22 protein-coding genes, 2 pseudogenes and 1 other annotated feature are annotated in these 25162 nt (G+C 35.9%); of the genes and pseudogenes, 4 read left to right on the top strand and 20 right to left on the bottom strand.

The features are described 5' to 3' along the window. On the bottom strand, positions 1-2635 hold a 2635-nt coding region (locus tag KFO35_RS05000), incomplete at its 3' end, for a VWA domain-containing protein (RefSeq protein ID WP_211140334.1). Positions 2636-2989: 354 nt separating this feature from the next. On the opposite strand from KFO35_RS05000, the gene KFO35_RS04995 reads away from it, so the two are divergent. Continuing rightward, positions 2990-4486, top strand: coding sequence for a helix-turn-helix domain-containing protein (locus KFO35_RS04995; RefSeq protein ID WP_002313382.1), 1497 nt, complete (start codon positions 2990-2992; stop codon positions 4484-4486). Positions 4487-5095: 609 nt separating this feature from the next. On the opposite strand, the gene KFO35_RS04990 is transcribed toward KFO35_RS04995, so the two are convergent. The 3 genes from KFO35_RS04990 to KFO35_RS04980 all read right to left on the bottom strand — a co-directional run bounded on the left by KFO35_RS04990 (position 5096) and on the right by KFO35_RS04980 (position 6764). After that, positions 5096-5404: a hypothetical protein gene (locus tag KFO35_RS04990; RefSeq protein ID WP_002314578.1), complete on the bottom strand. Its 309-nt coding sequence runs from the start codon at positions 5402-5404 to the stop codon at positions 5096-5098. A 760-nt stretch (positions 5405-6164) separates the two neighbouring features. Further along, entirely contained in the window at positions 6165-6443 is a 279-nt protein-coding gene (locus tag KFO35_RS04985; protein ID WP_002314576.1) for a hypothetical protein, read from the bottom strand. A gap of 75 nt (positions 6444-6518) precedes the next feature. Further along, complete coding sequence (locus tag KFO35_RS04980) at positions 6519-6764, bottom strand: helix-turn-helix domain-containing protein (RefSeq protein ID WP_002313380.1); 246 nt, start codon at positions 6762-6764, stop codon at positions 6519-6521. A 104-nt stretch (positions 6765-6868) separates the two neighbouring features. Here KFO35_RS04980 and KFO35_RS04975 point away from each other — a divergent pair, with 104 nt between their 5' ends. Then, positions 6869-7642, top strand: a complete 774-nt coding sequence (locus tag KFO35_RS04975) for a YvbJ-related protein (RefSeq protein ID WP_130624873.1) — start codon at positions 6869-6871, stop codon at positions 7640-7642. A gap of 52 nt (positions 7643-7694) precedes the next feature. On the opposite strand, the gene KFO35_RS04970 is transcribed toward KFO35_RS04975, so the two are convergent. The 6 genes and pseudogenes from KFO35_RS04970 to KFO35_RS04945 all read right to left on the bottom strand — a co-directional run bounded on the left by KFO35_RS04970 (position 7695) and on the right by KFO35_RS04945 (position 13837). Then, positions 7695-8009 (bottom strand): hypothetical protein, encoded by a 315-nt coding sequence (locus KFO35_RS04970; protein ID WP_002313378.1) that lies wholly within the window; start codon positions 8007-8009, stop codon positions 7695-7697. A 1565-nt stretch (positions 8010-9574) separates the two neighbouring features. Continuing rightward, the gene (locus KFO35_RS04965; RefSeq protein WP_002334941.1) at positions 9575-9793 is read right to left on the bottom strand and encodes a hypothetical protein; all 219 of its coding nucleotides are present in this window, start codon (positions 9791-9793) and stop codon (positions 9575-9577) included. Between the two features lie 13 nt (positions 9794-9806). Continuing rightward, positions 9807-12378, bottom strand: a pseudogene (locus KFO35_RS04960) (pLS20_p028 family conjugation system transmembrane protein). Next, positions 12375-12584, bottom strand: coding sequence for a hypothetical protein (locus KFO35_RS04955; RefSeq protein ID WP_002313375.1), 210 nt, complete (start codon positions 12582-12584; stop codon positions 12375-12377). Before KFO35_RS04955 ends, KFO35_RS04960 begins: the two are co-directional and overlap by 4 nt. Continuing rightward, on the bottom strand, positions 12581-13378 hold the full coding sequence (locus KFO35_RS04950) for a helix-turn-helix domain-containing protein (RefSeq protein WP_025477201.1): 798 nt from the start codon (positions 13376-13378) through the stop codon (positions 12581-12583). Before KFO35_RS04950 ends, KFO35_RS04955 begins: the two co-directional genes overlap by 4 nt. 156 nt (positions 13379-13534) lie before the next feature. Beyond that, positions 13535-13837: a helix-turn-helix domain-containing protein gene (locus KFO35_RS04945; protein ID WP_002314570.1), complete on the bottom strand. Its 303-nt coding sequence runs from the start codon at positions 13835-13837 to the stop codon at positions 13535-13537. Between the two features lie 206 nt (positions 13838-14043). On the opposite strand from KFO35_RS04945, the gene KFO35_RS04940 reads away from it, so the two are divergent. Further along, positions 14044-14841: a helix-turn-helix domain-containing protein gene (locus KFO35_RS04940; protein WP_002295173.1), complete on the top strand. Its 798-nt coding sequence runs from the start codon at positions 14044-14046 to the stop codon at positions 14839-14841. Between the two features lie 50 nt (positions 14842-14891). Then, positions 14892-16033, top strand: a pseudogene (locus KFO35_RS04935) (site-specific integrase). Between the two features lie 97 nt (positions 16034-16130). Here KFO35_RS04935 and sufB read toward each other — a convergent pair. From sufB to KFO35_RS04885, 10 genes are all read right to left on the bottom strand, one after another. Beyond that, a complete protein-coding gene (gene sufB, locus KFO35_RS04930; RefSeq protein ID WP_044383682.1) occupies positions 16131-17522 on the bottom strand; it encodes a Fe-S cluster assembly protein SufB in 1392 nt (463 codons plus the stop codon). A gap of 4 nt (positions 17523-17526) precedes the next feature. Beyond that, complete coding sequence (gene sufU, locus KFO35_RS04925; RefSeq protein WP_002314568.1) at positions 17527-17997, bottom strand: Fe-S cluster assembly sulfur transfer protein SufU; 471 nt, start codon at positions 17995-17997, stop codon at positions 17527-17529. After that, a complete protein-coding gene (locus KFO35_RS04920) occupies positions 17984-19219 on the bottom strand; it encodes a cysteine desulfurase (protein ID WP_002314567.1) in 1236 nt (411 codons plus the stop codon). Before KFO35_RS04920 ends, sufU begins: the two co-directional genes overlap by 14 nt. Continuing rightward, positions 19216-20502, bottom strand: coding sequence for a Fe-S cluster assembly protein SufD (gene sufD / locus KFO35_RS04915; RefSeq protein WP_002314566.1), 1287 nt, complete (start codon positions 20500-20502; stop codon positions 19216-19218). Before sufD ends, KFO35_RS04920 begins: the two co-directional genes overlap by 4 nt. Positions 20503-20514: 12 nt before the next feature. Then, positions 20515-21288, bottom strand: a complete 774-nt coding sequence (sufC, locus tag KFO35_RS04910) for a Fe-S cluster assembly ATPase SufC (RefSeq protein WP_002287679.1) — start codon at positions 21286-21288, stop codon at positions 20515-20517. A gap of 196 nt (positions 21289-21484) precedes the next feature. Beyond that, a complete protein-coding gene (locus KFO35_RS04905; RefSeq protein ID WP_156272221.1) occupies positions 21485-22333 on the bottom strand; it encodes a MetQ/NlpA family ABC transporter substrate-binding protein in 849 nt (282 codons plus the stop codon). A gap of 23 nt (positions 22334-22356) precedes the next feature. Further along, complete coding sequence (locus tag KFO35_RS04900) at positions 22357-23043, bottom strand: methionine ABC transporter permease (RefSeq protein ID WP_002287674.1); 687 nt, start codon at positions 23041-23043, stop codon at positions 22357-22359. Beyond that, positions 23036-24070 carry a methionine ABC transporter ATP-binding protein gene (locus KFO35_RS04895; RefSeq protein ID WP_002304234.1) on the bottom strand — a complete coding sequence of 345 codons (1035 nt, stop codon included), beginning with the start codon at positions 24068-24070 and terminating at the stop codon, positions 23036-23038. Before KFO35_RS04895 ends, KFO35_RS04900 begins: the two co-directional genes overlap by 8 nt. A 62-nt stretch (positions 24071-24132) precedes the next feature. Further along, positions 24133-24389: a binding site (T-box leader), on the bottom strand. A 75-nt stretch (positions 24390-24464) separates the two neighbouring features. Further along, the gene (locus KFO35_RS04890) at positions 24465-24803 is read right to left on the bottom strand and encodes a glycine cleavage system H family protein (protein WP_002291179.1); all 339 of its coding nucleotides are present in this window, start codon (positions 24801-24803) and stop codon (positions 24465-24467) included. Position 24804: 1 nt separating this feature from the next. Then, positions 24805-25161, bottom strand: coding sequence for an arsenate reductase family protein (locus tag KFO35_RS04885; RefSeq protein WP_002308244.1), 357 nt, complete (start codon positions 25159-25161; stop codon positions 24805-24807). Position 25162: the final 1 nt, after the last annotated feature.

The raw sequence follows: 25162 nt of genomic DNA, 5'->3' as shown, positions 1-25162 counted from the left end.
AAGTAGTGACTGTTTTTCCATCAATGGTTACCGTACCATCAGAAGCAATCTTGATTTCCCAAGTAGTCTTTTTGCTTAATTCATGCCCTTCTGGAGCTTTTGTTTCTGTCAGTGTATAAGTCATTTCTTTTTGCAATTTGACATTTTCTGGAAGAGAATAGGTTCCGTCGCCATGATCTGTTAGTAAAGTATCAATAGAATCTCCTGTTAATTTGAAAACAGCGCCAATAAGATCCTTTTCACCTGTAGAGGAATTTTTCGTTATTTTCAAGTTTAACGGTGTGAATTGTTTAGTATTTTTCCATGTCATTGCATCTATTTGTTGAGAATCGTATCCTGGTACAGGTAATTCTTTGATTGTTTGGTAACTGAATGCTTGACCTTGATTATTGTATTGAGGTAGTGATAATATCTCTTGATAACTTTCTCCGCTATTTGCAGATAATTTGTCAATGTCTGCACGTTCCCACGTATTTGTTGTATCTTTAGCTGGTTTAATGATGCGGATATATCCGTTTTTCCAAGCTGCAGCATTTGTCGTATGTTCCCGTTGAATCTCAAAAGTAACTTGATCTGGACGATCAGCTAGATTGTTATCAAATTCTTCCCATAACTTTTTGATGTGAAGACTGACTCCGGGAGCTTTAGCAGATGGTATACCGAATTCAGCTAATTCATTGGTATCAATGTTTGGCTGGAAAGTTGTCCTGCCGTTCATTTGATACCAGAAATTTGGATGGAAGTCCTCATTTTCTGTTTGGATTCTCACTTGGTAATGGATTTGGATTTCTTGGTCTTTTCCTAAATAGATCTGATTGCTCTTGATGGTATTTCCTTCTATGGAAATAGATGGAGTGACCGTTGTAGGACTTGTCCCCACACTCTTGACTGAAAGTGTACCAGGCTGATAAATGAATGGTTCTGCGATTGGATCATTTATTTGTCCATTGCTTACAGTTGCTGAGATCTGTACAGCTTTTTTGGCTAGGTATTCAGAGATATCTGTTGCATGATCAGCTGATTCATAGTAAAGATCGCCTTTTTCATCTGATGAAACCATTTGTCGCATACGAGACTCTACTTCTGCTTTTGAGAGACCAGCTGCCGGATCGCTTTGAAGTTGGATGCCAAGACCATGTATTTCGATTCCTCGTTCTTTGAGTGCCATCGCTTCTCCGATGGTTGCGATAAACGTACTGTCGATTCTTCTGGATAGATTGTTTTGGTCAGGTGCATCATAGATTCTTGAGATTAGAGAAGTATTTCCCGGCCGATCTTGCGTATTAGAAAACTGAGTTCCGTAATAATTGCTGCTTGATTGTGCGTGTACCCGCTGTACTTTATAAGAAAATGTTGGTACACCATCCGTCAGCAAAACGATCACTTTTTTATGTCCATTTGGAACGGATAGCATGTTTCCTGCATCTCTTAGTGCTTTTTGTGTAAAAGTACCACCATTTGTCCATGAAGGTGTAATGGATTTTACTTGATTTTTCACTGAATCAAATGAACCCATCTGTACTGCACCGTTACTGTAGCTATATCCTTCGATTGAGTAGCCGACATATCCCATATTGATTTTGTCTGTGATACCGCTATCTGCTAAAGTATCGACAAAACGATCGACACCAATCTTTACTTCACCGATCCGATTATTGTCGTTCATACTTCCAGACCAGTCTACGACCAATACGAGATCAAGAGGAGTGATATTTTTTTGAGTATTTCCTCGAACATTCAGATACAAGTCAAACAATCCAGGAGTCGCTGTTTCTTTGGCAAATTTTCGGATGGCATAATCGGCATCCTCTTTTTCCCCACCATATTCAATATAAGAATTGTTGCGATTGGTTGGATTGCCATCCCACCCATTCAGCCCGTCCCATTGCTGTTGTCCTTGGCGATTGCCCTGATGATTACGCACATATTGACTATTATCCGGTTGCCACATTGCCTTAGGGTATGTTCCTTGCTCATCTGTGGTATATTCTGGTTCAATCGTAGCTAACCCCTTAGGTTTCAACTGTGCATTAAATAATTGTGGTTGTTCAAACGGACGATATTCGTCTTTATCTAACGATGAATCATCCGATATCTCATGATTTTCATAAGAAGTTGATGTTTCAGACGTTTTTTCATTTGTTTGTGCAGTTTCCTGATTCTTATTATCTATAGAAAATGAAAAGGAAACAGGTTCGGATAAAAGTAACTGACCCGTTTTTTCTTCTATCTGAATATTGAGTTGAAATTCTTTGCTCGTACTCGGCAACTCAATGGTCCATTCTCTTTCTTCAATAGTTTGAGAAAAATAACCTGCTAGCCATTTTCGTTGTTGTTCATCTGTGTATTCTTGATATTCCTGAGAAACATAAGAGGAAAGCAGATTCGTTTCAGGTGCATCTTTTGAATGTAGCTGGAATAAAAATCGGGTTTCTTGCGTTTGCGCATTTAATCGATACAAGATCGTTAGCTGATGATCTATTTTCCTAATACTTACTTTGCCGTATTCATTGTTTAATACTTCTATGGTTGATTCTTCATTGGCTGCCACAGTCTCCCCTTTTTGGATATGGAAATAGGTGACGAAAAATAGAGAAAATAGACAGAAAACGATAAAATAATTTCGCTTCTTCATTTATGGATACCTCCTTAGAAAAAATTTAATATTCAATTAGATAATATAAAAAAAAGAAAAAATTCACTAATCTTTCTAATTCTCTTCTCTTTTGGCTGTAACTATTCAATCAGAGTTATTTTAAAGGAAATTAAACTTGAGATAGATTAATAAATATATCTAATAATTAGTTATTGAAAATAGGTTATTTATTCTTTTCTCTCACAAAATATACTCATTAAGTGGTAATTTTGAGATAAATTAAAAAAAAATATTTCTAAATCCTGTATAGTTTTTTTAGAAAATCGAGACGAGTATTTACAAGAAAAAATAAATACGGTATTAATAATAAAAACATAAAAAGAAGGTGAAGAATTGATTGAAAAAATTTTATTAGATGACCATGCGAGAATGAAATTAAGCGTGTATGGAAAGGTGATGACCTTACGGCCGGGGGAATATAGTTTAGATCATGTACGAGAAAACTTAGATTTCTATTTCAGTGCGACTCGTTTCAAAAAAATCCTATGTGATATACAAGATGATTTAGAACAATTTACTGATATTAAACTGTTACATAATAAAAATAAGTTATCCATTCCTGAACAACTTGTTCAATATATCCAATACCAACATTACCTATCAACAGAAAGTGTTCCTTATAAATTATTGATCAGTCTTCTGACCGAACAAGATGAAAATCTTGCAGCTTTTTGCAATCGCCAATTTATCAGCCGCTCAACGTGTTTTCGGCAAATAAAAAAATTGGCTGAATATTTGAAGGAATACAATATCAACTTGAATTTATCGAATCTTACCTTATCTGGTTCTGAAATGCTGATTCGCATCATCTTTTTCAATTTCTTTTGGTTTGTTTCATTAGGGGAAAGCCTGGATAGCATTCCTTACAGCCAAGAAGTTCGTGCATTGATTTATAAGCACGAAGGATCGCAACACAAGAATAAGTTTGATTTAGGAAAAAAACAAGCCAGCCTCCATTGCCTGATTTGTTTGCTGAGGATCGAAAACAATCATTTTACGGATATCTATAGATTATCAAGAGATTCCTTTATTCCAAGCGAAACAAACATTGACTTTTTTTACGACTTCTTCAAAATTGCGAATCTTCGTTTAGATATCTTAGAGGTAAACTCTTTGTTTTACTTATTCTATTACTGGCCGCTTCTTACCTCTAATCAAGACATTCGTGTGCCGATCGTTCATCATTCGTATGAACAACCGAGCAATGAGGTCAAAGATATCTTAGAGGAATTTCAGAAGCATTGTCAGACATTTATTGGTACACTCCAGTTTGAAAAAGAGCCAGCTTTGCTTTTGAATCTCTATCTATCAATTGGTAATTTTAGCATGTTCAAGCAAAAAATTCCTTTGACCACACTATTTATCTCTTCTTATATTAAAGATAAATACCCACTTTTACGTATCTTGACAATCAAAATCGAAGGTTTTTGGAAAAAAATCGCACAACGAAAAAACTATACATGGCTGAAATCATGCGTAAGTGAATTAGCCTTTCTACAAACCAGTTTACTTTATCCGTATTATTCAGAAATCGATGAAAACTATAAATTGAAAGTTGGGTTTGTTAACGTCTCTGAACATCTGATTTCCGAAGAAATCTTGAATTTAGGAAAGAAAATCCCCTTTGTAGATATCGAGCTACTCACACTTCCCATCACTGAAGAATATGACTTTTTCATCTTTGGTTCACCTCTACTGATTCCTGCTGGTCTTGATTCTTCTAAGTATACAGTCCTTGATTTTTGTCATTACAGCGATTTTGAAACTGATCTGTATCAACGTCTTTTAGAAGTTCATCATCTCAAATTACAAAATTTGTTCTCTAATTAGCTGATTTATGTAAAAAAGTGGCTATGACATAAGTTCCTAAAAAGAGCTGAACCCTTATCTATCAAGGGTTCAGCCATCGTTTCTTTATTCAGATTTTTCTTCAGCTATGAAGTTAAGTTCATTGACGATAATTGAAGCTAGGTGCTTTTTGAATAGGATTAATCACTTTGCTAATAATAAATTTTAATGATTAGTTTTCAATCGTATTCAAGTTACGTGGTGTGCTTTTGGTAAAAAGCTACTTATCAATTAGTTTCAAAGGTTCTACATTAGCAAAATTATCAATTTTTGTAATTTAACTAGTAAAACGATATTCCCAAGCTTTTTCTTTACGCTTATTATTAACAGAATATCTAAGCATATACTTATATTTTTAGCGAAATTCTTTGTAAATCTCAATAAATTTCATCTGGATTGTCATAAGTAATAATCCCTAATGCTATGCTTATCTTTATCAATAAATTCAAATAAAGATTTTTTTACATTGATTAAAATATGGAGGCTCAAAAAAATGAACATTTTCTCTTTTGGATAATTAAATGAAATACCATCTGTATAAGATTCAACATCCATATTAGTTAATTGAATCTTTTAGTAAAGAAATATCCCTTATTTTTTTATTAAAGATTGCTTATTAAAGCAACAACCTACCTTGTACTTACTTTCTTGTTTTGTCCCCTCTATCTGTCCACCGCTAGTAATACCACTTACGTTCGTTATATTTAGGAAGAAGGTCGCAAACCCTTCCTCTAGAGAAAAAGGATGATTAAACTCTTTTTTACAAATTTCTTTCTGTCTTGGCCATTCTTCAATGTTTACAATGGTTTTGTTAATCAGATTGATAAATTTGTTGGGATAATTTAATATTGAATACCATAAAGAACGCATAGATTTATCTAAATTATTAATTGCAGTCATTTTCACATTCTTTTGAATTAATAGCTGAATGGGCCACCCCGGCTCCCTCTGCAAAATGCTCGATATCTCGATATAAATTTCATATTCTCCAATACTCTTGTCTATTGTTTTTTTCAAATTTATACAATTGACTTTTTCCTGCCAGATACCTCAAAAGGGAGTTGGTTGTTGGCAAAAAATACACCTCCTGAAATATTTATTTTTTGCATTATTAAATCTTCATCAACTTTTTGTCCTTACATACATATCTGCATATATATCCAGCTTTAATCTGTCATCACTTGAATTTTACCAAAAGTATTCGTTAAATAGTTTATTTATAGTTTTTAATATCTCTTTGGATAAAAACTTTTTTAATCATCGTTGGAGAGTATTGGGTCATTATCACCTGAATACCCTAGTCTTAAAAAAATTGGGTTAAGACATAAAAAAATTCAATTTGTGCAGCTGGAAAAAGACCTGCGTCTACTTCATCAATTAGCAAGATTCCTCCTTCAATTTCTTAAACGATAACAAGACTCTTACAATTGTCCAACATTATCTTCACCTACAGATATTGATTGAAAGTTATATTCAGAAGTATGTGGTTGCTAAAGAGTTTACCGCCCCACTAATAGTATCAATTGCTGCGACAAATTATATCCAGTAAGCTCTAACTTCAAGCCTTTATTTTCTTCAACATATACATCAGTAGCAAAATCATAATCACGAGAAACAATTAGAGTTAAGCAATTTACATTAAGATAAATTATCATTGGATTCATTGCATTTCTAGCTCTCTTAACACTGGACTATTTTTGCTATAATCTTTTGATAAATTTAACTTTAGATTTTTCTTTTCTACTCCATCATATAGTTCAATACCAACATCCAGTGAACTAGGTAAATCATAGTTTTCTAAGAATCTAAAGTGTTCTGAAAATACAAATTCATATGCTTTATCCAACAACGTTTTGTATACTTTCAAATGATTTCGTTTAATTGGATTCTCAGTATAACCTGTTGAGAATATAGTATACCCTATCGTTACATATCCCATTCATTATTATACCAGTATTTCTTTGTGATACATAAGGGTGTAAAAATAGCTTCTTATACTAAAGACTACAAGTAGTTATTGAAGCAAGTCTTCATAAGACACCTGTAGAACATCCCTAATAGCTCTCAATTGATCCAACTTAATGTGTTGGCGGCCGCTTTCAATCTTAACCAATGTTTCCCTAGTTATAGCGATTTTTCTAAGCTGTAGGTCTCTAACTAGCTCGGTTTGACCGATTCCTTTTTCTACTCGGAATCGTCTAATATTGCTACCGATTACATTTTCTCTATCAATAATTTTTTCCTCTTTCAAGAATAGCACACCTTTTGGACTAAAATTAGTCCTTTTTCTTATTAATGTTAAAGATTTGGTATGCTACAATGGGACTAGTATTAGTCCATATTCAATTTTAAGAAGGAATTTCTTTGAAAAAATTTGCAATCATTCTAACCTGCGCTTTACTCATCGGAACTATAAGCGGGTGTACCACTTCTGACACAAATTCTACAAGTACGGAAACTAGTACAACAACCTCAGAAAAGAATTACCCTATACATTTTTTTCCGGTTCCAGATGGATTTGAAGCTTATTATCATGATAAAAAACTAGATGTCCCTTTATCAGAAACTGAACCTACTGAAAAGATTTTGCCAATTGAAATTGAAAGAAATCAAGAGGATATAAAACTCAAGGCCGATCTTCCCATACTGAACAGCACAGAAATTGATTGGCACGAGAACATTAAAGTAACTATTGAAAAAGGAGCATTAGCACAACTTTATACTGAAAAAGTTGAACAATTTTTTGAGGCTGGTGCCAATAAAGACTTTTTAAAAATAAGCGATTATTCGGATAACTTTTTTAATGAAACCCAAGATGAAATCATGAACTCAACTTTTATGGCTGAAGATATGTACAATATGACGTTAAAAAAAATTAAAGCTTACGACCATCCGTTAAATCTGACACTAAATAATGGATTGCTCTCTTTTGTATTAGCAGGTTACGTTGACTATGAATATTCACCAGCTTATTTGGAGAAACCTCTTCAACACGAGAACAATGATATTAATTTTAGATTTGTCTACAATTCAAAAAGGAAAACATGGTTAGTTGATCAACTAAGCGCTATAAACACAAGCTTCCATGAATTACCTAAACCTGAAACTGAAGCTGATATGGTCATTAAAACATTCTAAAAAAGAAACGTTGAAGGAATAATCATTCTTTCAACGTTTCTTTTATTGTTTTTCAGTTTACAGTCTTACCTGAGCGAATAATCTGATTTCTAAACTCTCGAAAAACTTCTTGTGGTTGATAATAGTCTGTATCTATTTCAAATATTTCCGAAAACAATTCAAGGAACTTTTCTACTGAAATGATAATGTTACCATCTTCCTCTTGGCTGTTTTCTATTATTTCTGCTTCTAATTCAAATAAATCTAGTGACGAACTAAAATCATAAATCCTGTCATATTGAACAAAAAAATCAAGAAAAAGTTGCTCAAACTCTTCCTTATTTATCACTAGTGTTTCAAGCGGAACAACTTTATTTTCATCAGACATTCTCCCAATTTCCTCACTTTCATTTTCAATCGTTCATTGTTGCGGACGTATCAGATTTTCTCTATCATTTTTCAGTGCATAGATTACTTGTAATACACGACCATGCTTTGTAAACTTTTTTAGTTAGTCGAATATTTTTTAAATGTGCGTTTCATACTATACGCTTGATAGATTTTCTCCTATTTTTTAATCTTTTATCACAACTTTTATCGTTTTTTCTTCTGAAAAAAATCTTGCTTACATCGTTACATAGTTTCCAAAAAGATACATTACTAGTAGAAACAACAAGATTCCTTTATTTCCCGCTGAAATGGGAAGTATATTTTAAACATTTTTTCTCCTTCAACTTACACTATAAAGTATCTTAATCACGCGATATGCTGGCCACTAAATTCATTATATTTGATTCCTTTTTTAAGATAATGTAGCATCTTTTTATCCAATAACGCAATTGTTTTCAAGGATAAATTTCTTAAGATGGTACATTTCAAAATGGTATTTGACATATAAAACAAAAAAGAAAGAAAAGAGCATAAGGGAAAACTGATAGCACCTTCCTACAGGAAGGTGGCTAAGTTGGCTGTGCCAACTGGTTTTCTTACAAAATCACTTCATATTTTTTTGATATCATAAAAAAATCCATTTTGGACCTATTTTCGGTCATAATATAGTACCTACTTTTGGTCATAGTTTCGTCCGTAGTTTTGGTCATAGTGACTAAAGCTTTTACGCACAAAAAAAGAGAGTGGCAAGATAAAGCTTGCCACTCTCTTTTCTATTCACAAAATTGGTTTAAATTTACTTTCTTTAACACTTCATTTATATCATAGCAATTATAATGTTTACACAACATCATTCCTAAATTTAACGGTTGTTCCTCTTTATATTTTTTAAGTTCTACATTTTTTTGCGTTTAATTGCTTTTCTCTTTTCTTTATATTCCGCTCCAACTTTCTCTTTAATAGTGACAATAGAATTACATATTTTTGCTAAACTTCCTTAAAAAAATTGGATCTCGATTACTCAAATTTGCTTGCAGACTTTTCTAAGTGCTTTGTTTTTTCTTCATAATTATTTGATTTCATTTCCATTTTCTTCTATTTAAAATTTATTATTTTTATTAGTCGTACGCATAGAACTGATTTCATTTTTTTATCTGTTTGATTATCTAGCGTTTGAAATTCTAAGTTTTGATTGGATTCATCAATATCTTTTTATACTACTTTATTTTATTTACAAAATTTATTTTCTTGTTTACTTTGGTCACAGTTTCATTCGTCACTTCGGTGATATTTTTTCAATATACAAATAAAAAAAGTTGAACCGATATACATTAGGTTCAACTCTTTTTTAGGTTTCATAGGGCATACTATCACTTTTAATCTGATAGATGTAAATCTCTCTTTACTTTTTTGTTATCCATTTTTCAACAATAGCTCCCTTATATGTTGTCAATATTGCTCTACGTATTCTTGCTCTTTAACCCATTCTTTCTCTGAAGTGGAAGAGAATAATCGTTTAATCCCCACTAATTCTTTGCCATAAATTCATGTCAAATACAATTTTTAAAAACCATTTAATTCATGGATTTTCTCTTCACTTTTTTCTAGATAACAATATTTAAAATTGTTTTTTATCTCACGTTTCATCTTCAATTCATCTTGAATCATCAGTTCAATATAATTAGTGACCGTGATTTTTTCATTTGTTGCGTTCTTTACTGATTCACATAATTCGTCAAGTTCTAAGAAATCATGCGTACTAAGCTGCAGAATTAATTGCATGACAATCACCTCTTTATTTTTTTAATAGACTATCGAAAAGTGGATTAGGATCATTAAATGTATCTCTGAACAACTCGTTATCTTCATAAGTGAATCTTCGTCTTGGTTTTGATCCCTTATCATTTTCACGGATTTCACTATCAATAATCACTGTTTCATGATTTGAATCAAATTTTTTCGCTGACTTTCTTTCTTCAACGATATTGATTTTTTGTGTTTTTTCTTTCATTTCTCCACTATCTTTTTGAACGTTTTCCCGAACATCTACTGTTTTGAACCCTTGACTACTTGTAGAACTTTGTACATTTTCTCGGACATCTACTGTTTTTGGTTGACTTGTACTGCTACTTTGCAGATTTTCTCGAACATCAATTGTCTTAGTACCTTGACCATTTGAAGAACTTTGTAAATTCTCTCTTACATCAACATTCCGTCCGACATGACCATTCAATGAACCTTGAATATTTTCTCGGACATCTACTGATCGGCCACCTTGACTACTTGTAGAATTTTGTAGATTTTCTTTGACCAATTTTTCTAATCCGGTATTTGAATTTTTAGCTTCATGGATTCTTTCTTTGGTCAACGCTTCTTTTTCGTCCATATTAGCGCCTGTACGCCCTTCTACACGTTTCCTTAACATTTTCCTCACGATTCATTGCTTCAGGCGTGTATTTCGCTTCCTGTCGCTTCTGATTAATTAATTCTTCAGCAGACTTAGCTTGACCGTGCATAGCATTTTTACGTTCTTCAATATCTTGTTGGACTTTTTGCTGAATTGCACTTACAGGATTATTATTCGATTCAGCATTATTTTTCATTGCTTCACGCATACGTTCAGAACTAGACATAATTCTATCGGCATTTTCAACCTTAGCACCATCTTTTCTATCCGAAAGACGTGTTGGCATGGAATCAGCATATTTTCCAGTTTCATCTTCTTTATTTTTAGCTAACATAGGTTTGCTATTTTTATTAATAGCGGACACTGTACCATCATCTAAACCTTCTTTGAACTTATTCTTGGTATCATTAGCTATATCACGCATACTTTTAAATGGTTTTGTTGCTCTTTCACTAGCCATTGTAGCTCCATATGAAGCTAAACCTGATAATCCACGTTCATGGGCATATCCCAAAGCTCTTCCAGTTTTGCCAGCTTTTTTTGATAGAGTTTCGCCGAAATTCTTTTCTGGTTTTCGATCTTCTCCTTCTCCGCTGTCTGATCCATTTCCATTTCCGCTTCCTTTGGCACGATTAAATCCATTTGATCCTTTTCTAAATAGCATTGCGCCCATTCCAAAAGCAGAAGCAAGTTGCCCATAGCCTTCTTTGAGTCCAATATCAACACCAAAGTATCTCATGACTGTTCCACTGCCTTTGATTAAAACAAAAACGGCACAGATATAAGCAATTGTTTTTATAAAAATATTTGTTGAGATACCTTGTCCTGAGTTCAGAAAATTGATAAACATAGCAAACATGGATAGTCCAAATCCTTGAAAGCCTACTGTTAAATAGCACTGTAGAATATCTGATAGAACAACTTTTGAACGCTGTCCTGTTTCAATATCTGTTGCAAAAACAAGAACACCTAACACGCGTTTAAATGCAAGTTCTAGTATTGCTGTAATAATGACAAACGCGCTAAACACGTATACGATTGCCAACGCTGTCAACCCAATCGAAATCCCCCAAAGATTTGCTTGATAGCGATAATAGCCTGATTTCAAGCTATCAGAAAATGTTGATAAAAAGTTATCAGAAAACTTTGTGGCAACAAATTCATTATTAGAATTTTCAACTAATTCATAGCGAAGATTATCCGCAGCTGGATTTTCTTTTTCCAATTTATCAATCACTTTATCCGTCAACACTTGTGTGAGATCCGTCTGTTGAAAATTTTTTCGTGTTAATTTATTCCGATCCTCCGTTTTATCAATGCTTGAGTACTGATCTGTTTTATTAATATATGCCAAATCTGTTACTCCTTGTTTTATCAATGACCAAGCGACTCCGTCATCTGAATTTGTAATCGTAGTAGCATCATTGTAAAATATTTTGGAAAATTGAATACCGCTAGAAATCATCGTTGGCATTAAAAGAATTAATGCTACAGACATCACTATATTCATTGCAACAGATTTTAAATCTATTGTTCCTTTTCCAGTAATCATCTTGTAGCCAACAAACATCAATGAAAGGATCATTAATCCAACGACAATTGTATTCATGACTGATTGATAAACGTTATTTAGCCCTATACTTTCAATAAAATTGAACAAATCTAGCACATCTGGAATCATATTTTGAATCGAATCAGTCACAGTAAACATACCTTTTACCACAGCCCATCCAAGCCAAAACCCAAACTGACTAAGGAAATCTCCATTGTATTTTTTCAGGTAAGGTCTATAAAGAGAATTATTCAAAAACTCTGTTTGACTTTTTGTGTCATCAAACCAATTGAAAATGCTAGCTTCAACAATATTACTTGTAAAAACAACGCTAATCATTAAAACAAGTACACTGAGTGCTAACCAGTTTATTTTTCTACTAACGATTTTTTCTTTAATTGCTTTCATAGTTTTTCCCCTTCAGCCCATTTTCTAAGACTCTCAGAGAGCTGCTGAGCCATTTTTTGATTAATTATGACATGAGTTACACAGTTGTCATTTTCAGCTCTTAAATCGAGAACTACTGTGTTGAAGCAGATACTCTCGATTAGTTCGAGAGTATCAGTGTTTTGATCAAGACACCAAATCTGATCTATTAGACGATTTTTAATCATGTTTTTTCTCCTTCTAACCAATTATGCATAGGGATTTTAGGTAACTCTTTAATTCCGAATGCTTTATTGAATTGATCTGTAGTCTCTATATTTTCTAAAAGCTGATTTTTATATCTAATTTGAAGTCCATTTAGAAAAAATTTTGCGTAATCGAATAGTCCTTCGTCTGTTTTCGCTTGAAAAACACATGCTTTATGTTGTGTTATAATGCATTGAGTGTTAAGATACTGAGTATTTTCATATAAAAATTCAATGATTTTTCTGATATCATCTATATATACATTAGCGTTTTTCAAATAGTGATACACTTGTAATAATTTTCGACCATCGTCATTATTTTCTTCATAAAGAACACTAACCTTAGTGTAAATTTCTTTTATATTAATATCCTCTTCTTCATTAATTGTATTATTAGATGTATTATTCTCTGTTAACTTTTCTTTGCTAGGGGTGTTAACTTTTGTTAGTGGGGTAGCTAACTTTTCTTTGTCAGGGGTGTTAACAATTCTTATAACTCTTTTATCTACCTCCTTCGAATTTTCTTTATATATAACTTCTCTCGAAATGTAGCCATTTGCTTCTAAAGATTTAAGCCATTTTTGAATAGATACCCTACTACCGCCGTATAAATCTTGAAAATACTGTGTTTTCGCCCAGCAAAATCCTTTTTCATTGCATAAAGCAGTGATTTCACCATACAAAAGCTTTGAACTTGGAATTAAGTCTCGGTCATATCTAACATTAGCGGGGATGATAGCATAGTAATTTCTTTGAATCTTTTGTTCATCACTTATATACTTTCTCCCTATCTTTAAAGTATGTTAAAATGTAGTCAAATAAAGTTTTCTTAGAACTTTATTCATTATCGAGTGTTCCCCTTCGTCTGCAAACTATCGGGAGCACTCTTTTTTATATATTTTTCAATTCTTTTCAATACTAAATTTGTTATTTCATCTTCTCTCAAAACTTTCACCTCTCTTCATTCGAGCAAACATAAACTCATTAACTGCCTTTTTCGAATAAAATTTTCTTGCCCCCAATTCAACCACAGGTAATCCCTCATTTCTTACAGAATTTTTTAAAAAGTTTTCGCTCACATTTAAGTATTCTGCCATTTCTTTTTGATTGAGATATTCCCTTGTCATACCAGCATTTTCTTGAGCCTTTTCAATAGCTTTTGTAGCAATTTGATAAAACTGCTTCAGAAACATTTCCTCCTGCTCTTCTGAGATCATTAATTTTATTGCTTCCACAAAAACCTCTCCTTTTTGATTGTTCTATAACTTCTCTACCTAAATAGTAATTTTTAGTAATGAGCAACAAAAAAATAATTACTAAAAATTACTAAAAATCACTATTTTATAATATCTTATAGAAATTCCATTGTCAACATTTTTAATAAATTTTAGTAAATGATAGCAATATATGTTACAATAAATCAGAAAAAGGAGGCTTAGTTATGAAACCTAATCTATCGTTAACTAGTGAACGTATTAGAAAAATTATCGAATCCAAAGGTCTGACATTAGAACGATTCGGTGATTTAATTGGAGACACACCAATAAGTTCCGTTAATAATTGGCTTAGAGGTGTGTCTTTACCCAATAAAAATAGGCTTTTAACAATTGCAAATATTGGAAACACTAGTGCAGACTGGATTAAATGGGGAACTTTGGAAGAATACATAGCTTCATACCTTATAGATTCAGGGTATGAGCTATATATTAAGGACTTCCCAGAGATACCTCACAAAGTCTTTAATGATATTCAAGAAAGATATAGTGATACGTTTTCGCTAGATAAAGACTATGAGTTATTGAATCCTATAATAAAAAATATATTTTCAAAATATTACTCAAAAGATTTTGAAATTTATCTAAATGAGATACTTGCTAATGATATCAATCCTCTTATCGAAGAGTATGCTAGTCAAAAACACTCTATCTCTAAAGAGCTATTTTTCAAAAGAGCCAACAGTAGACTTCAAGATAAGATAAGAAATGGGGATTTCAAATACGGTGAAAAAGAAATACTGATTGATTCTTCAAAACAGCTATTAAACGAAATGGACTTAGCCTATCAAGATATTTCACAGTATTCATCTGTCGAGGATTTCTTTTATAAAATTACTAAAAATCAATTTGAAACAGAAAAATTTATTTCTGATCTTAGCAAAAAATACAATTTCCCATATGAGAAAAATAGTATAGTCGCAAAATTTCTAACTAATAATCACGATAAATTTAAAAGCAATTGATTCTTCAAATAACTTCTCTACCTGCAATCATGAAGTAAGGAGAGAATCAAATGGCCACATTTTTTAGTTATAAATTACAAAATGGCGAAAAAATTGGGGATTTGAAACTTATTTAGGAAAAGATCCCAAGACTGGAAAAGATATACGTACAAAGCGTAGAAGATTCAAATCAAAAGCTGAGGCACAAATAGCACTTAATAGACTACTTGTAGACTTTAAAGAAAAACAAGAGTTTAAAATCAATGTTACAACTTTTCAAGAGTTATATGAATTATGGATTGATAACTACAGAACGAGAGTAAAACCATCTTCCGTTGCCGTTGCTCAACGTTTTTGCAAGAACCATATATTACCTGCTTTTGGGGAATTACGATTGGATAAAATAAGTGTTAGTTATTGTCAAAAACAGGTTAATGAATGGCACAAAACATTAAAACAATATGGTTTCTTGAGAAAAACAACTGCTCAAATATTTAAATTTGGAGTAGCAATGGAAGTCTGTAAAGATAATCCTATGTCTAAAACATTGCTTCCAAGAAAAATTGAAGAAGAACAACCCTTGAAGTTTTATACGAAAGATCAATTACAACTATTTTTAAAGAATACTAAAGAAAATAATTCAGTTAAACTGTACACTTTTTTCCGTTTATTAGCTTATACAGGAATGCGTAAAAGCGAGGCATTGGCGCTTCAATGGGAAGATATAGACTATTTCAATAAAACAATAACAATTGGTAAAACTATCGCTCAAGACGAGTTTAATCAAGTAGTTCTACAAGTACCTAAAACTAAAAATTCATCAAGAACGATTCAGCTTGATGATTTTACACTTAAACAACTGCGTATTTGGCAACAAGAACAAATGAAAATAATGATCTTATATGGCTATAACACGAATTCACCAAAGCAGTTTCTTTTCACTACAAACACAAACAAGCTGTACTACCCCCAAGTAGTAAACGATTGGTTAGACTGGATTTACAAAAAGACACCGATGGAGCCTCAAATTACTCCACATGGATTTAGGCATACCCACTGTAGCTTATTGTTTGAAAGTGGTGCGTCGATAAAAGAAGTACAAGAACGATTAGGTCACAAAGATATTAAAACTACCATGAATATCTATGCTCATGTCACACCACAATCTATTAAGAAAACAGGTGACCGATTTGCAAAATTTATGGGCGAATAATTCCAAACGTAGCCAAAAACGTAGCCAACTATTAAAATGCAAATAAAAAAATGCTCGAAACGCTTTAATATCAACGTTTCGAGCAATGAAATAGTTATTATCCAACAGACCCTTCCATCTCATAACTGATCAATCGGTTGAGTTCGACTGCATATTCCATTGGAAGTTCTTTGGTGAATGGTTCAACAAAGCCCATGACGATCATTTCAGTGGCTTCAGATTCGGTCAGGCCTCGGCTCATCAGGTAGTAGAGTTGTTCTTCTGAGATTTTTGAGACTTTGGCTTCGTGCTCTAAAGAGACTTGGCTGTTGTGGATCTCATTGAATGGGATCGTATCGGATTTCGACCATTCGTCCATGATGATCGTGTCACATTCGATATGAGAAATCGAACTCGCACTGTTTTTGGCAAAGGTTACTTGTCCTCGATAGTTTACTTCGCCGCCGTCTTTTGAAATTGATTTAGAGACGATAGAACTAGAAGTGTTTGGTGCGTTGTGGATCATTTTTGCACCCGTATCTTGGATTTGGTTTGCTCCTGCAAAGGCGATGGAGAGCATGGTGCCTCGTGCACCTTTTCCATCTAAGTAAACACTTGGGTATTTCATCGTTGTTTTTGCACCTAGGTTTCCGTCAATCCATTCAACGGTTGCGCCTTCGTAAGCTTTTGCTCGTTTGGTTACTAAGTTGTACACATTGTCTGACCAGTTTTGGATCGTGGTGTAACGGCAATACGCATCTTTTCTTGTAAAGATTTCTACGATGGCGGCATGCAAACTATTACTTGAATAAGTAGGTGCCGTACAGCCTTCGACATAGTGGATGCTTGCTCCTTCGTCAACGATGATCAGCGTACGTTCGAATTGCCCCGTGTTTTCCGCATTGATCCGGAAGTACGTTTGTAATGGGACATCGACTTTGACGCCTTTTGGCACGTAAATAAAGGTCCCGCCTGACCATACGGCTGAATTCAGCGCCGCTAATTTGTTGTCGGTTGGCGGTACAAGTTTTGAAAAGTACTCTTTGAATAATTCAGGGTATTCTTTCAAAGCAGAGTCAGTGTCAGTAAAGACGATCCCTAATTTTTCGAATTCATCTTTCATATTATGGTACACGACTTCTGATTCATATTGTGCGGAAGCACCGGCTAGATAAGCTCGTTCTGCTTCTGGGATACCGATCTTCTCAAATGTATCTTTGATTTTTTCTGGTACGTCTTCCCAGTCACGAGCGGGTTTGTCACTTGGTTTTTGGTAATATTTGATGGCATCGAAATCGATGTCTGAAAGGTCGGGTCCCCATGTTTGCATTGGCATTTTATTGAATGTTTCTAGAGATTTCAGACGGAATTCAAGCATCCATTCTGGTTCGCCTTTGATTCTTGACATCTCACGGATCACTTCTTCTGTCAAGCCTTCTCCTGTACTGAAAACCGGTTCGACATCATCGTGAAACCCGAATTTATATTCTTCTAATTCTGGTACGCCCATGTTCTCACTCCTCTTCCTTGTGGTAATGATGGAAAGCTGCGGTACCATCGTTTTTCATTGCTTTTCCTAGTGCTTTCCAGGCAAGTGTCGCACATTTGATCCGAGCGGGAAATTTAGCTACACCACCAAGCATAGCAGCATCGCCTAATTGGTCGGGATCTTGGACTTCTTTTCCTTGGACAAGCTGTAGAAAGTCTACAGTTAAATGTTCTGCTTCTTCTATTGATTTTCCAATGACGGCATCTGTCATCATCGAGGCACTTGCCGTACTGATGGAGCAGCCGCTGCCGTCAAAGGCGATATTTTTGATGATTCCGTCTTTTACATCGACTTGCAATTCGATCACATCTCCACATGTGGGGTTGTTTAATTCGATCTTGCTTGTCGAGTCGGTCAAGCTTCCACGATGATGCGGATGGGAAGAATGATCCAAGATCACTTGACGGTATAAATTGTCTAATTTAGATAGTCCCATGTTGGAAAAACTCCTTTGTTGCCATGATTGCTTCAACTAAACGGTCGGCGTCGTGCGTCGTGTTGTAGAAATAAAAGCTGGCGCGAGCAGTCGCTGATACTTCAAGGTACTTCAATAGCGGTTGTGCACAATGATGACCTGCTCTAACGGCTACCCCTTCCATGTCTAAAGCTGTCGCGACATCATGGGGATGTAACCCATCCAAATTGAACGCAACGACTCCTGTCCGAAAATTCGGGTCTTGCGGACCATAAACAGTCAATCCATCGATTGCTTGTAATTTTGGCAACACATAAGCGGCTAGTTCTTCTTCATATCGATGGATATTGTCCATGCCGAGTTCTTGCAAATAATCGATTGCATGGCCGAATGCGATAGCGCCAGCGATATTTGGTGTCCCTGCTTCGAATTTCCAAGGTAGTTCTTTCCATGTACTGTCGTATAATTCGACAAAATCGATCATTTCGCCACCAAATTCAACGGGTTCCATTTCTTCTAACCATTTTCGTTTACCATATAAGACACCAATACCTGTTGGTCCGCACATTTTGTGTCCACTGAAAGCAAAGAAATCACAGTCTAGTGCTTGAACATCAATGGTCATGTGCGGGGCAGACTGTGCACCATCTACTACGATGACCCCGCCGTTTTCATGGACAAGTTCAGCTAATTCTTGAACAGGATTGATGACACCTAAGACATTGGATACATGAGCAATGGAAACGATTTTGGTTTTGTTCGTGATCTTTTTCGCTGCATCCTCCATATCCAGGAAGCCTTCTTCTGTTAGATCGATATATTTCAGGACGGCACCTGTTCGTTTTGCCAACTGCTGCCATGGGATAACATTAGAATGATGTTCCATGTAAGAGAGCACTATCTCGTCTCCTGCTTTGATATAGCGGTCGCCGAAGCTTCTGGCTACCCAATTCAAGCTTGTCGTCGTACCACGAGTAAATAGAACTTCTGCTGTTTCTTCTGCATGGATGAATGCCCGTACTTTTTCTCTTGCTTGCTCATACTCATGGGTTGCGCGTTCTGCTAACGTATGGACACCGCGATGAACATTGGCGTTATCGTGTTCGTAATAGTGCGCTAATGACTGGAGCACTTGTTTTGGCTTTTGGGTCGTCGCTGCATTATCCAGATAAACGAAAGGTTCATCATTGACGTCTTGAAATAAAATAGGAAAATCATTGCGTAGCTTTTTAGCATCGATCATCCATTCAACTTCCCTTCGATTACTTCGACTAATTCTTTCCGAACTTGTTCTACAGGGATTGCTGTTAAGACAGAACCGAGGAATCCTCGAATCACTAAGCGCTCTGCTTCTTCTTTATGCAATCCTCGACTCATCAGATAGTACATTTCTTCTGGATCAACTCGTCCTACACTGGCAGCATGTCCAGCAGTTACTTCGTTTTCATCGATCAAAAGAATAGGATTCGCGTCACCACGTGCTTTGTCAGAAAGCATCAAGACACGGCTTTCTTGTTGGGCATCTGCACCTTTTGCCCCTTTCAGGATGTGGCCAATACCGTTAAAGGTCAATGTTCCTTTTTCTCGGATCACTCCGTGTTGCAAAATATGCCCGATTGTATGAGGGACTTTATTGGTTACTCGTGTATCGATTCCTTGGATTTGTCTGCCCGAGCTGATTGCCACGATTTTGACTTCTGCGTGTGCACCTTCTCCTGCTAAATCTGAGTCAAAGTCAGCGATCACATGACCGTCATTCATGACACCAATTGCCCAGTCGACAGAAGCATCTCGTAAAATGTGCCCACGGCGATTCATATAAGAAGTAATATTCTCTCCTAATTGATCTACAGCTGAATATTTGATTTTTGAACCAGCTTTAGCGATGACTTCCACGATGATGTTACCTGATGATTTTGCTACTTGTTCTTTGGTTGTCTGGAAACGTTCCAGATAAGAAAATTCACTATGTTCATCTGCCACGATCAACACATGCTTGAAGAAGTGCTCATCAGATGCGCCATCTTGAATGAATAAGGACTCGAGTGGTTCATCGATCACGATATTTTTAGGCACATACAGGAAAATACCGCTGTTCATAAAAGCTACATGGAGTGCAGTCAATTGGTCTTCGTCCATGTTTACTGCTTTTTTCATATAATATTCTTGGACTAGTTCTGGGTATTCGATCATTGCAGTGAATAAGTCAGTAAAAATGACTCCTTTTTCTGCTAATTCCACAGGCAGTTGTTCAAAAATCGTCCATGAACCTTGTTGGACAAGCACAGGATTGTCTTTCATTGCATCAAATGCCGGAATCGTGCCTGTTTCACTGATAGTTTGTGTTTCTTTCACATCGAATAACGACCAGCGATGGAATTTCACCCGATCGATATGCGGCAATGGCAGTTCATCTGCTTTTGTTAGTGCGTCTTGACGGAAGGTTCTCATCCAATCAGGTTCGCCTTTACTTAAAGAAAAATCATTTACCGCGTTAAGATAATCGAGCCAGTTTTTTTCTTTCATTCTTGCTCCCCCTTACGCTTCTTCTTCTTTATAGTCGATTCCTAATTCTTTACTGATTCCAGCGTAGCCTTCTGCTTCCAGGCGTTTAGCTAAGTCAGCATTTCCTGTCATGACTACTCGACCTTCCATCATGATGTGGACGACGTCAGGTGTGATATAGTTCAATAATCGTTGATAGTGGGTGATGATCAATGCACCGAAATTGTCTCCGCGCATTTCATTTACTCCTTTAGCAACGACTTTCAAAGCATCGATATCCAGACCCGAGTCGATTTCGTCTAAAATCGCAAATGTTGGTTCTAACATCAACAATTGTAGGATCTCATTCCGTTTCTTTTCCCCGCCAGAAAAACCTTCGTTCAGATAACGTTCAGCCATTTCTTCTGGCATATTCAATAAAGCCATTTTTTCATCTAACTTTTTCAAAAATGCCATAACAGAGATCTTGTCGTTTTCATCACGTTTCGCATTGATTGCTGCACGCATGAATTCCGCATTCGTGATACCTGGTATCTCACTTGGATATTGCATAGCTAAAAACAAGCCAAGTCGTGCACGTTCATCTACTTCCAAGTCTAAAACATTTTTTCCGTCAAACAAGATTTCACCTTCTGTTACTTCATAGTTTGGATTGCCCATGATAGCGGCAGATAAGGTTGATTTTCCTGTGCCGTTAGGTCCCATGATGGCGTGAATTTCTCCGGTTTTCATTGTTAGGTTTACGCCTTTAAGGATTTCTTTTTCTTCGATCGACACATGTAGATTTTTTATTTCTAAGACAGACATGCATTATACCCCCAAATTCTCTTTCGTTCTCACTCATTTTAGACTAATTGAGAATGAAGCGCAATGATCTTCCTTACTAAAATCAAATATCTTTTATTGATTATTAAACAATTTTGATTTCTAAATTAGAATAGGTATAAAAAAGATGAGGAATAAGCCGTTACAGACTTATTTCTCATCTTTTTTGTTTCATTCCTTATTTTGCATCAGCCTTTACTGGTTTAACAGAGCCGCCCCATTTGTCTGTGATCCATTCTTGGACTTCTTTACGGTGAAGCACTTCAATCAGTTTTTTGATTTTGTCACTGTCTTCATCACCTTTGCGAGTCGCAATGATATTCACGTAAGGAGAGTTGTCTTTTTCAAGTAATACGGCATCTTCTAATGGATTCAATCCTGCGCCATAAGCGAAGTTTGCATTGATTGCGACTAGGTCACCTTCATCATTTTGGTACGTAGAAGCTAAAAGTGATGGGTCGATCGTATGGTTGAACTTCAAGTTCTTAGGGTTTTCTGCAATATCATCGAATGTTGCTGTTTCCAGATCTACTCCATCTTTGACTTTGACTAGCCCATCATCTTGTAAAATCGTGATGATGCGTCCCCAGTCTGATTCAGAATTCGAAGTGATGATCGTTGCACCATCTTTTAGTTCAGAAACATCTTTGACTTTTTTAGAGTACAAGCCCATTGGTTCGATGTGGACAGCACCGGCATTGACAAAGTCATACCCTTTTTCTTTGATTTCTTTGTTCAAATAAGGAATATGCTGGAAGTAATTGGCATCGATATCGCCTTCTTCCAAAGATTGGTTCGGTAAAACGTAGTCATCGAATTTGACGATTTCAAGAGCGATTCCTTCATCTTTCAATAATGGTTTCACATGTTCCAAAATCTCTGCGTGCGGTGTCGGCGAAGCGCCGACTTTCAATGTCGTGTCGTCTGCTTTATTTGCTGAATCTTTGCTGTCGCTGTTGTTACCGCATGCTGCTAATCCTACAGTCAGCAAAAGCGCTGCTGCTAATCCAAAAATCTTCTTTTTCATATCCTATATCCCCCTATATCCTATTATCTTTTGTCTGTTTTCTTAGTTAAGAAATCACCGATTCCTTGAACGATAAATACGATTAATAAAATAATTAAAGTCGCAACGAATGTCACTGTCAGATTACCACGTTGGTATCCTTCCTGCCAAGCAAGACCTCCAAGTCCACCTGCGCCGATCGCTCCGGCCATGGCGGTAAATCCGATCATCGAGATCGTTGTAACTGTTAATCCAGAAATCAACGCGGGAATACTTTCAGGTATCAAGACCTTCCAGATGATTTCCCAGTAACTTGCTCCCATTGCATCTGCTGCTTCCAGTACGCCAGGGCTGACTTCACGAAAAGCAATCTCTACTAGACGGGCATAAAATGGTGCCGCGGATAAAACAAGAGCTGGAATGGCTGCTTGCGCACCTAGCATAGTGCCTACGATTGCTTTAGTAAATGGAATGATCAAAACCATCAGAATCATAAATGGTGTTGACCGGAAAATATTACTGATGATCGATACGATCCCGTAAATGATTCGAGCATACGGTTTGTTTTTGCGTCCAATAGAGTAAAGGATCAATCCCAAAACTAATCCGATGATCGTCACTAAGACCATTGAGATCAATGTCATATATAGTGTATCAAGGATGGCCTGATTCATCGTTTCCGGATTGATTTGTTTAAAATCTAGATATGTTTCTGAAAAGCTTTTATCCACGATGGATCACCTCAATTCCTACTCCTTGTTCTTTAATGAACACTTCTGCTTGATCTAATTCTTTGGTTTCACCTGTCATCAAGACAGTCAATGAACCAAAGGAACCTTCTTTTACTTGTTTGATTTTCCCGTATACGACATTGACATCAATGTTATAGCGTCGAATCGCTTGGGAAATGACTGGCTCGTTGGCATTTCTTTCGCTAAAGGTCAAAGTTGCCAAACGGCCGCTTGGATTTTCTTTGATGAGTTCAGCTAATAGTTCTGTCGAATCAGCTTCTGGTTCGATGTCTTGTTGTACAAAACGTTTGGTTACTTCTTTTTTCGGTTGTCTGAAGACAGTCAACACGTCTCCTTCTTCTACGACTTTCCCCAACTCCATCACAGCGACTTTGTTGCAGATTTTGCGGATCACATTCATTTCATGTGTGATCAAGACGATGGTCAAATTCAATTTCTTATTGATTGCTAACAATAAGTCTAATACTTCTTCTGTTGTTTGCGGGTCCAATGCACTCGTAGCCTCATCACAAAGCAGGATCTCAGGATCATTTGCCAATGCTCGTGCGATACCGACACGTTGTTTCTGTCCGCCGGAAAGTTGTGAAGGATACGCTTGTCCGCGTCCTTCTAACCCGACTAAACGCAACAATTCTTCTGCTCGTTCTTTTCGTTTGCTCTTTGGTACACCAGCTAATTCCAACGGCAGCTGGATATTTTCAAGTACAGTTCTTGACCATAACAGGTTGAAATGCTGGAAGATCATACCGATTTTCTTTCGGAATGTACGTAATTCTTTGTTTTTTAATTTTGTGATATCTTGATCGTTTACGATCACTTCGCCGCTCGTGGGAAGCTCAAGTCCATTCAGGAGTCGAACTAATGTACTTTTTCCTGCGCCAGAATAGCCGACGATTCCATAAATATCCCCTTTTTCAACGTTTAGTGAAACGTCATTGACGGCTTGGATGTTTCCGTTTTTCCCATTGAATGTCTTTTTGACATTCGTTAGTTGGATTAATGACATGCCATTCACATCTTTCTCTTATGATTTTTCAAACAAAAAAGCCTTCGCCCTCTTGCCTTAAGCAAAAGGACGAAAGCTTGAACTTCCGTGTTACCACCTTGATTTACCGTTACTTCGCAATAACAGCCTCTTCCAGTACTTGGACTTAGCTTCTTTCCGTATACTGTCGCGCTGTAACGGGCACTCCCGTAGTAAGTTTGCTTACGCTCGCTTACTCTGCTCTAAGACCATCTTCCATCTCATTTTCGTTACCCATTTTCAGCAAACAGGGCTCTCTTCAAACGTCCGTGACATGTACTCTTCTTTTCAAAGCTTTCTCGTTTCATATAGGATTGCTTATGATTATAGCAACTGGAAGAATCAGTGTCAACTTTTTTCAAGTGATTTTCTGATTTTATAATTCGTCAAATTCTTTTGGATCAACATCTTTGAAACTTAAGATCCACGCATTCATTTCATCTGAATCATTCAAGATATTGATATCTTCACCGATTTTATCATTCACAGAAGAAACTGTACCCGTTAGCGGGCTAGCAAATTCATTGACAGCTTTTTCCGCTTCGACTTCGATCAGAGGTTCATCTTTTTTTAGCGATTGTCCTGCTTTTGGCAAATTGGCAAACGTGATGTCTCCGAGTTCTTCTTGCGCTTCATTTGTCAAACCAACACAGTATTCTTTTCCATTAAATAAGATCCAAAGGTTGTCCTTTTTCTTCAAATGTTTGCCTGCCATTTTATATCAGTTCTCCTTCATAAATTTTTTCATTGAATCCAATTGCAACAAGCTGGTCCTCTTGCACGATCAGCGGCCGCTTGATCAGCATGCCATCTGTCGATAAGACTTGGCTTGCTTTTGAAGCCGTAAACTCGCCTACTTGATCTTTCAGTCCAAGTTCCCGATATTTCATCCCGCTTGTGTTGAACAGGCGACGGATTGGTACTTGACTCGTTTCTAGCCAAGTCTCAATCGTTGAGGCCTTCGGTACTTCTTTGATCATATCAACAGTTTGATAACTAACGCCATGCTGGTCTAACCACGCTTTGGCTTTTTTGCATGTTGAACATTTCGGGTACCAGTAAAAGGTGTACAAT

This window comes from Enterococcus lactis (assembly GCF_015751045.1).
Classification (GTDB): Bacteria; Bacillota; Bacilli; order Lactobacillales; family Enterococcaceae; genus Enterococcus_B; species Enterococcus_B lactis.
Note: the sequence above shows the minus strand (reverse complement) of the source record. Positions and strands in the feature narration are given on the sequence as shown.

Bases quoted from the DNA above. Each gene is read 5' to 3' on its own strand.
- KFO35_RS04905 (WP_156272221.1), bottom strand. From the start codon at position 22,333: ATGAAAAAGAAGATTTTTGGATTAGCAGCAGCGCTTTTGCTGACTGTA.
- sufC (WP_002287679.1), bottom strand. From the start codon at position 21,288: ATGTCTGTCTTAGAAATAAAAAATCTACATGTGTCGATCGAAGAAAAA.
- KFO35_RS04890 (WP_002291179.1), bottom strand. From the start codon at position 24,803: ATGGCAGGCAAACATTTGAAGAAAAAGGACAACCTTTGGATCTTATTT.
- KFO35_RS04920 (WP_002314567.1), bottom strand. From the start codon at position 19,219: ATGATCGATGCTAAAAAGCTACGCAATGATTTTCCTATTTTATTTCAA.
- sufB (WP_044383682.1), bottom strand. From the start codon at position 17,522: ATGGGCGTACCAGAATTAGAAGAATATAAATTCGGGTTTCACGATGAT.
- sufU (WP_002314568.1), bottom strand. From the start codon at position 17,997: ATGGGACTATCTAAATTAGACAATTTATACCGTCAAGTGATCTTGGAT.
- KFO35_RS04990 (WP_002314578.1), bottom strand. From the start codon at position 5,404: ATGACTGCAATTAATAATTTAGATAAATCTATGCGTTCTTTATGGTAT.
- KFO35_RS04965 (WP_002334941.1), bottom strand. From the start codon at position 9,793: ATGCAATTAATTCTGCAGCTTAGTACGCATGATTTCTTAGAACTTGAC.
- KFO35_RS04985 (WP_002314576.1), bottom strand. From the start codon at position 6,443: ATGGGATATGTAACGATAGGGTATACTATATTCTCAACAGGTTATACT.
- KFO35_RS04895 (WP_002304234.1), bottom strand. From the start codon at position 24,070: ATGTCATTAATCCAACTAACGAATGTCAAAAAGACATTCAATGGGAAA.
- KFO35_RS04955 (WP_002313375.1), bottom strand. From the start codon at position 12,584: ATGATTAAAAATCGTCTAATAGATCAGATTTGGTGTCTTGATCAAAAC.
- KFO35_RS04940 (WP_002295173.1), top strand. From the start codon at position 14,044: ATGAAACCTAATCTATCGTTAACTAGTGAACGTATTAGAAAAATTATC.
- KFO35_RS04970 (WP_002313378.1), bottom strand. From the start codon at position 8,009: ATGTCTGATGAAAATAAAGTTGTTCCGCTTGAAACACTAGTGATAAAT.
- sufD (WP_002314566.1), bottom strand. From the start codon at position 20,502: ATGAAAGAAAAAAACTGGCTCGATTATCTTAACGCGGTAAATGATTTT.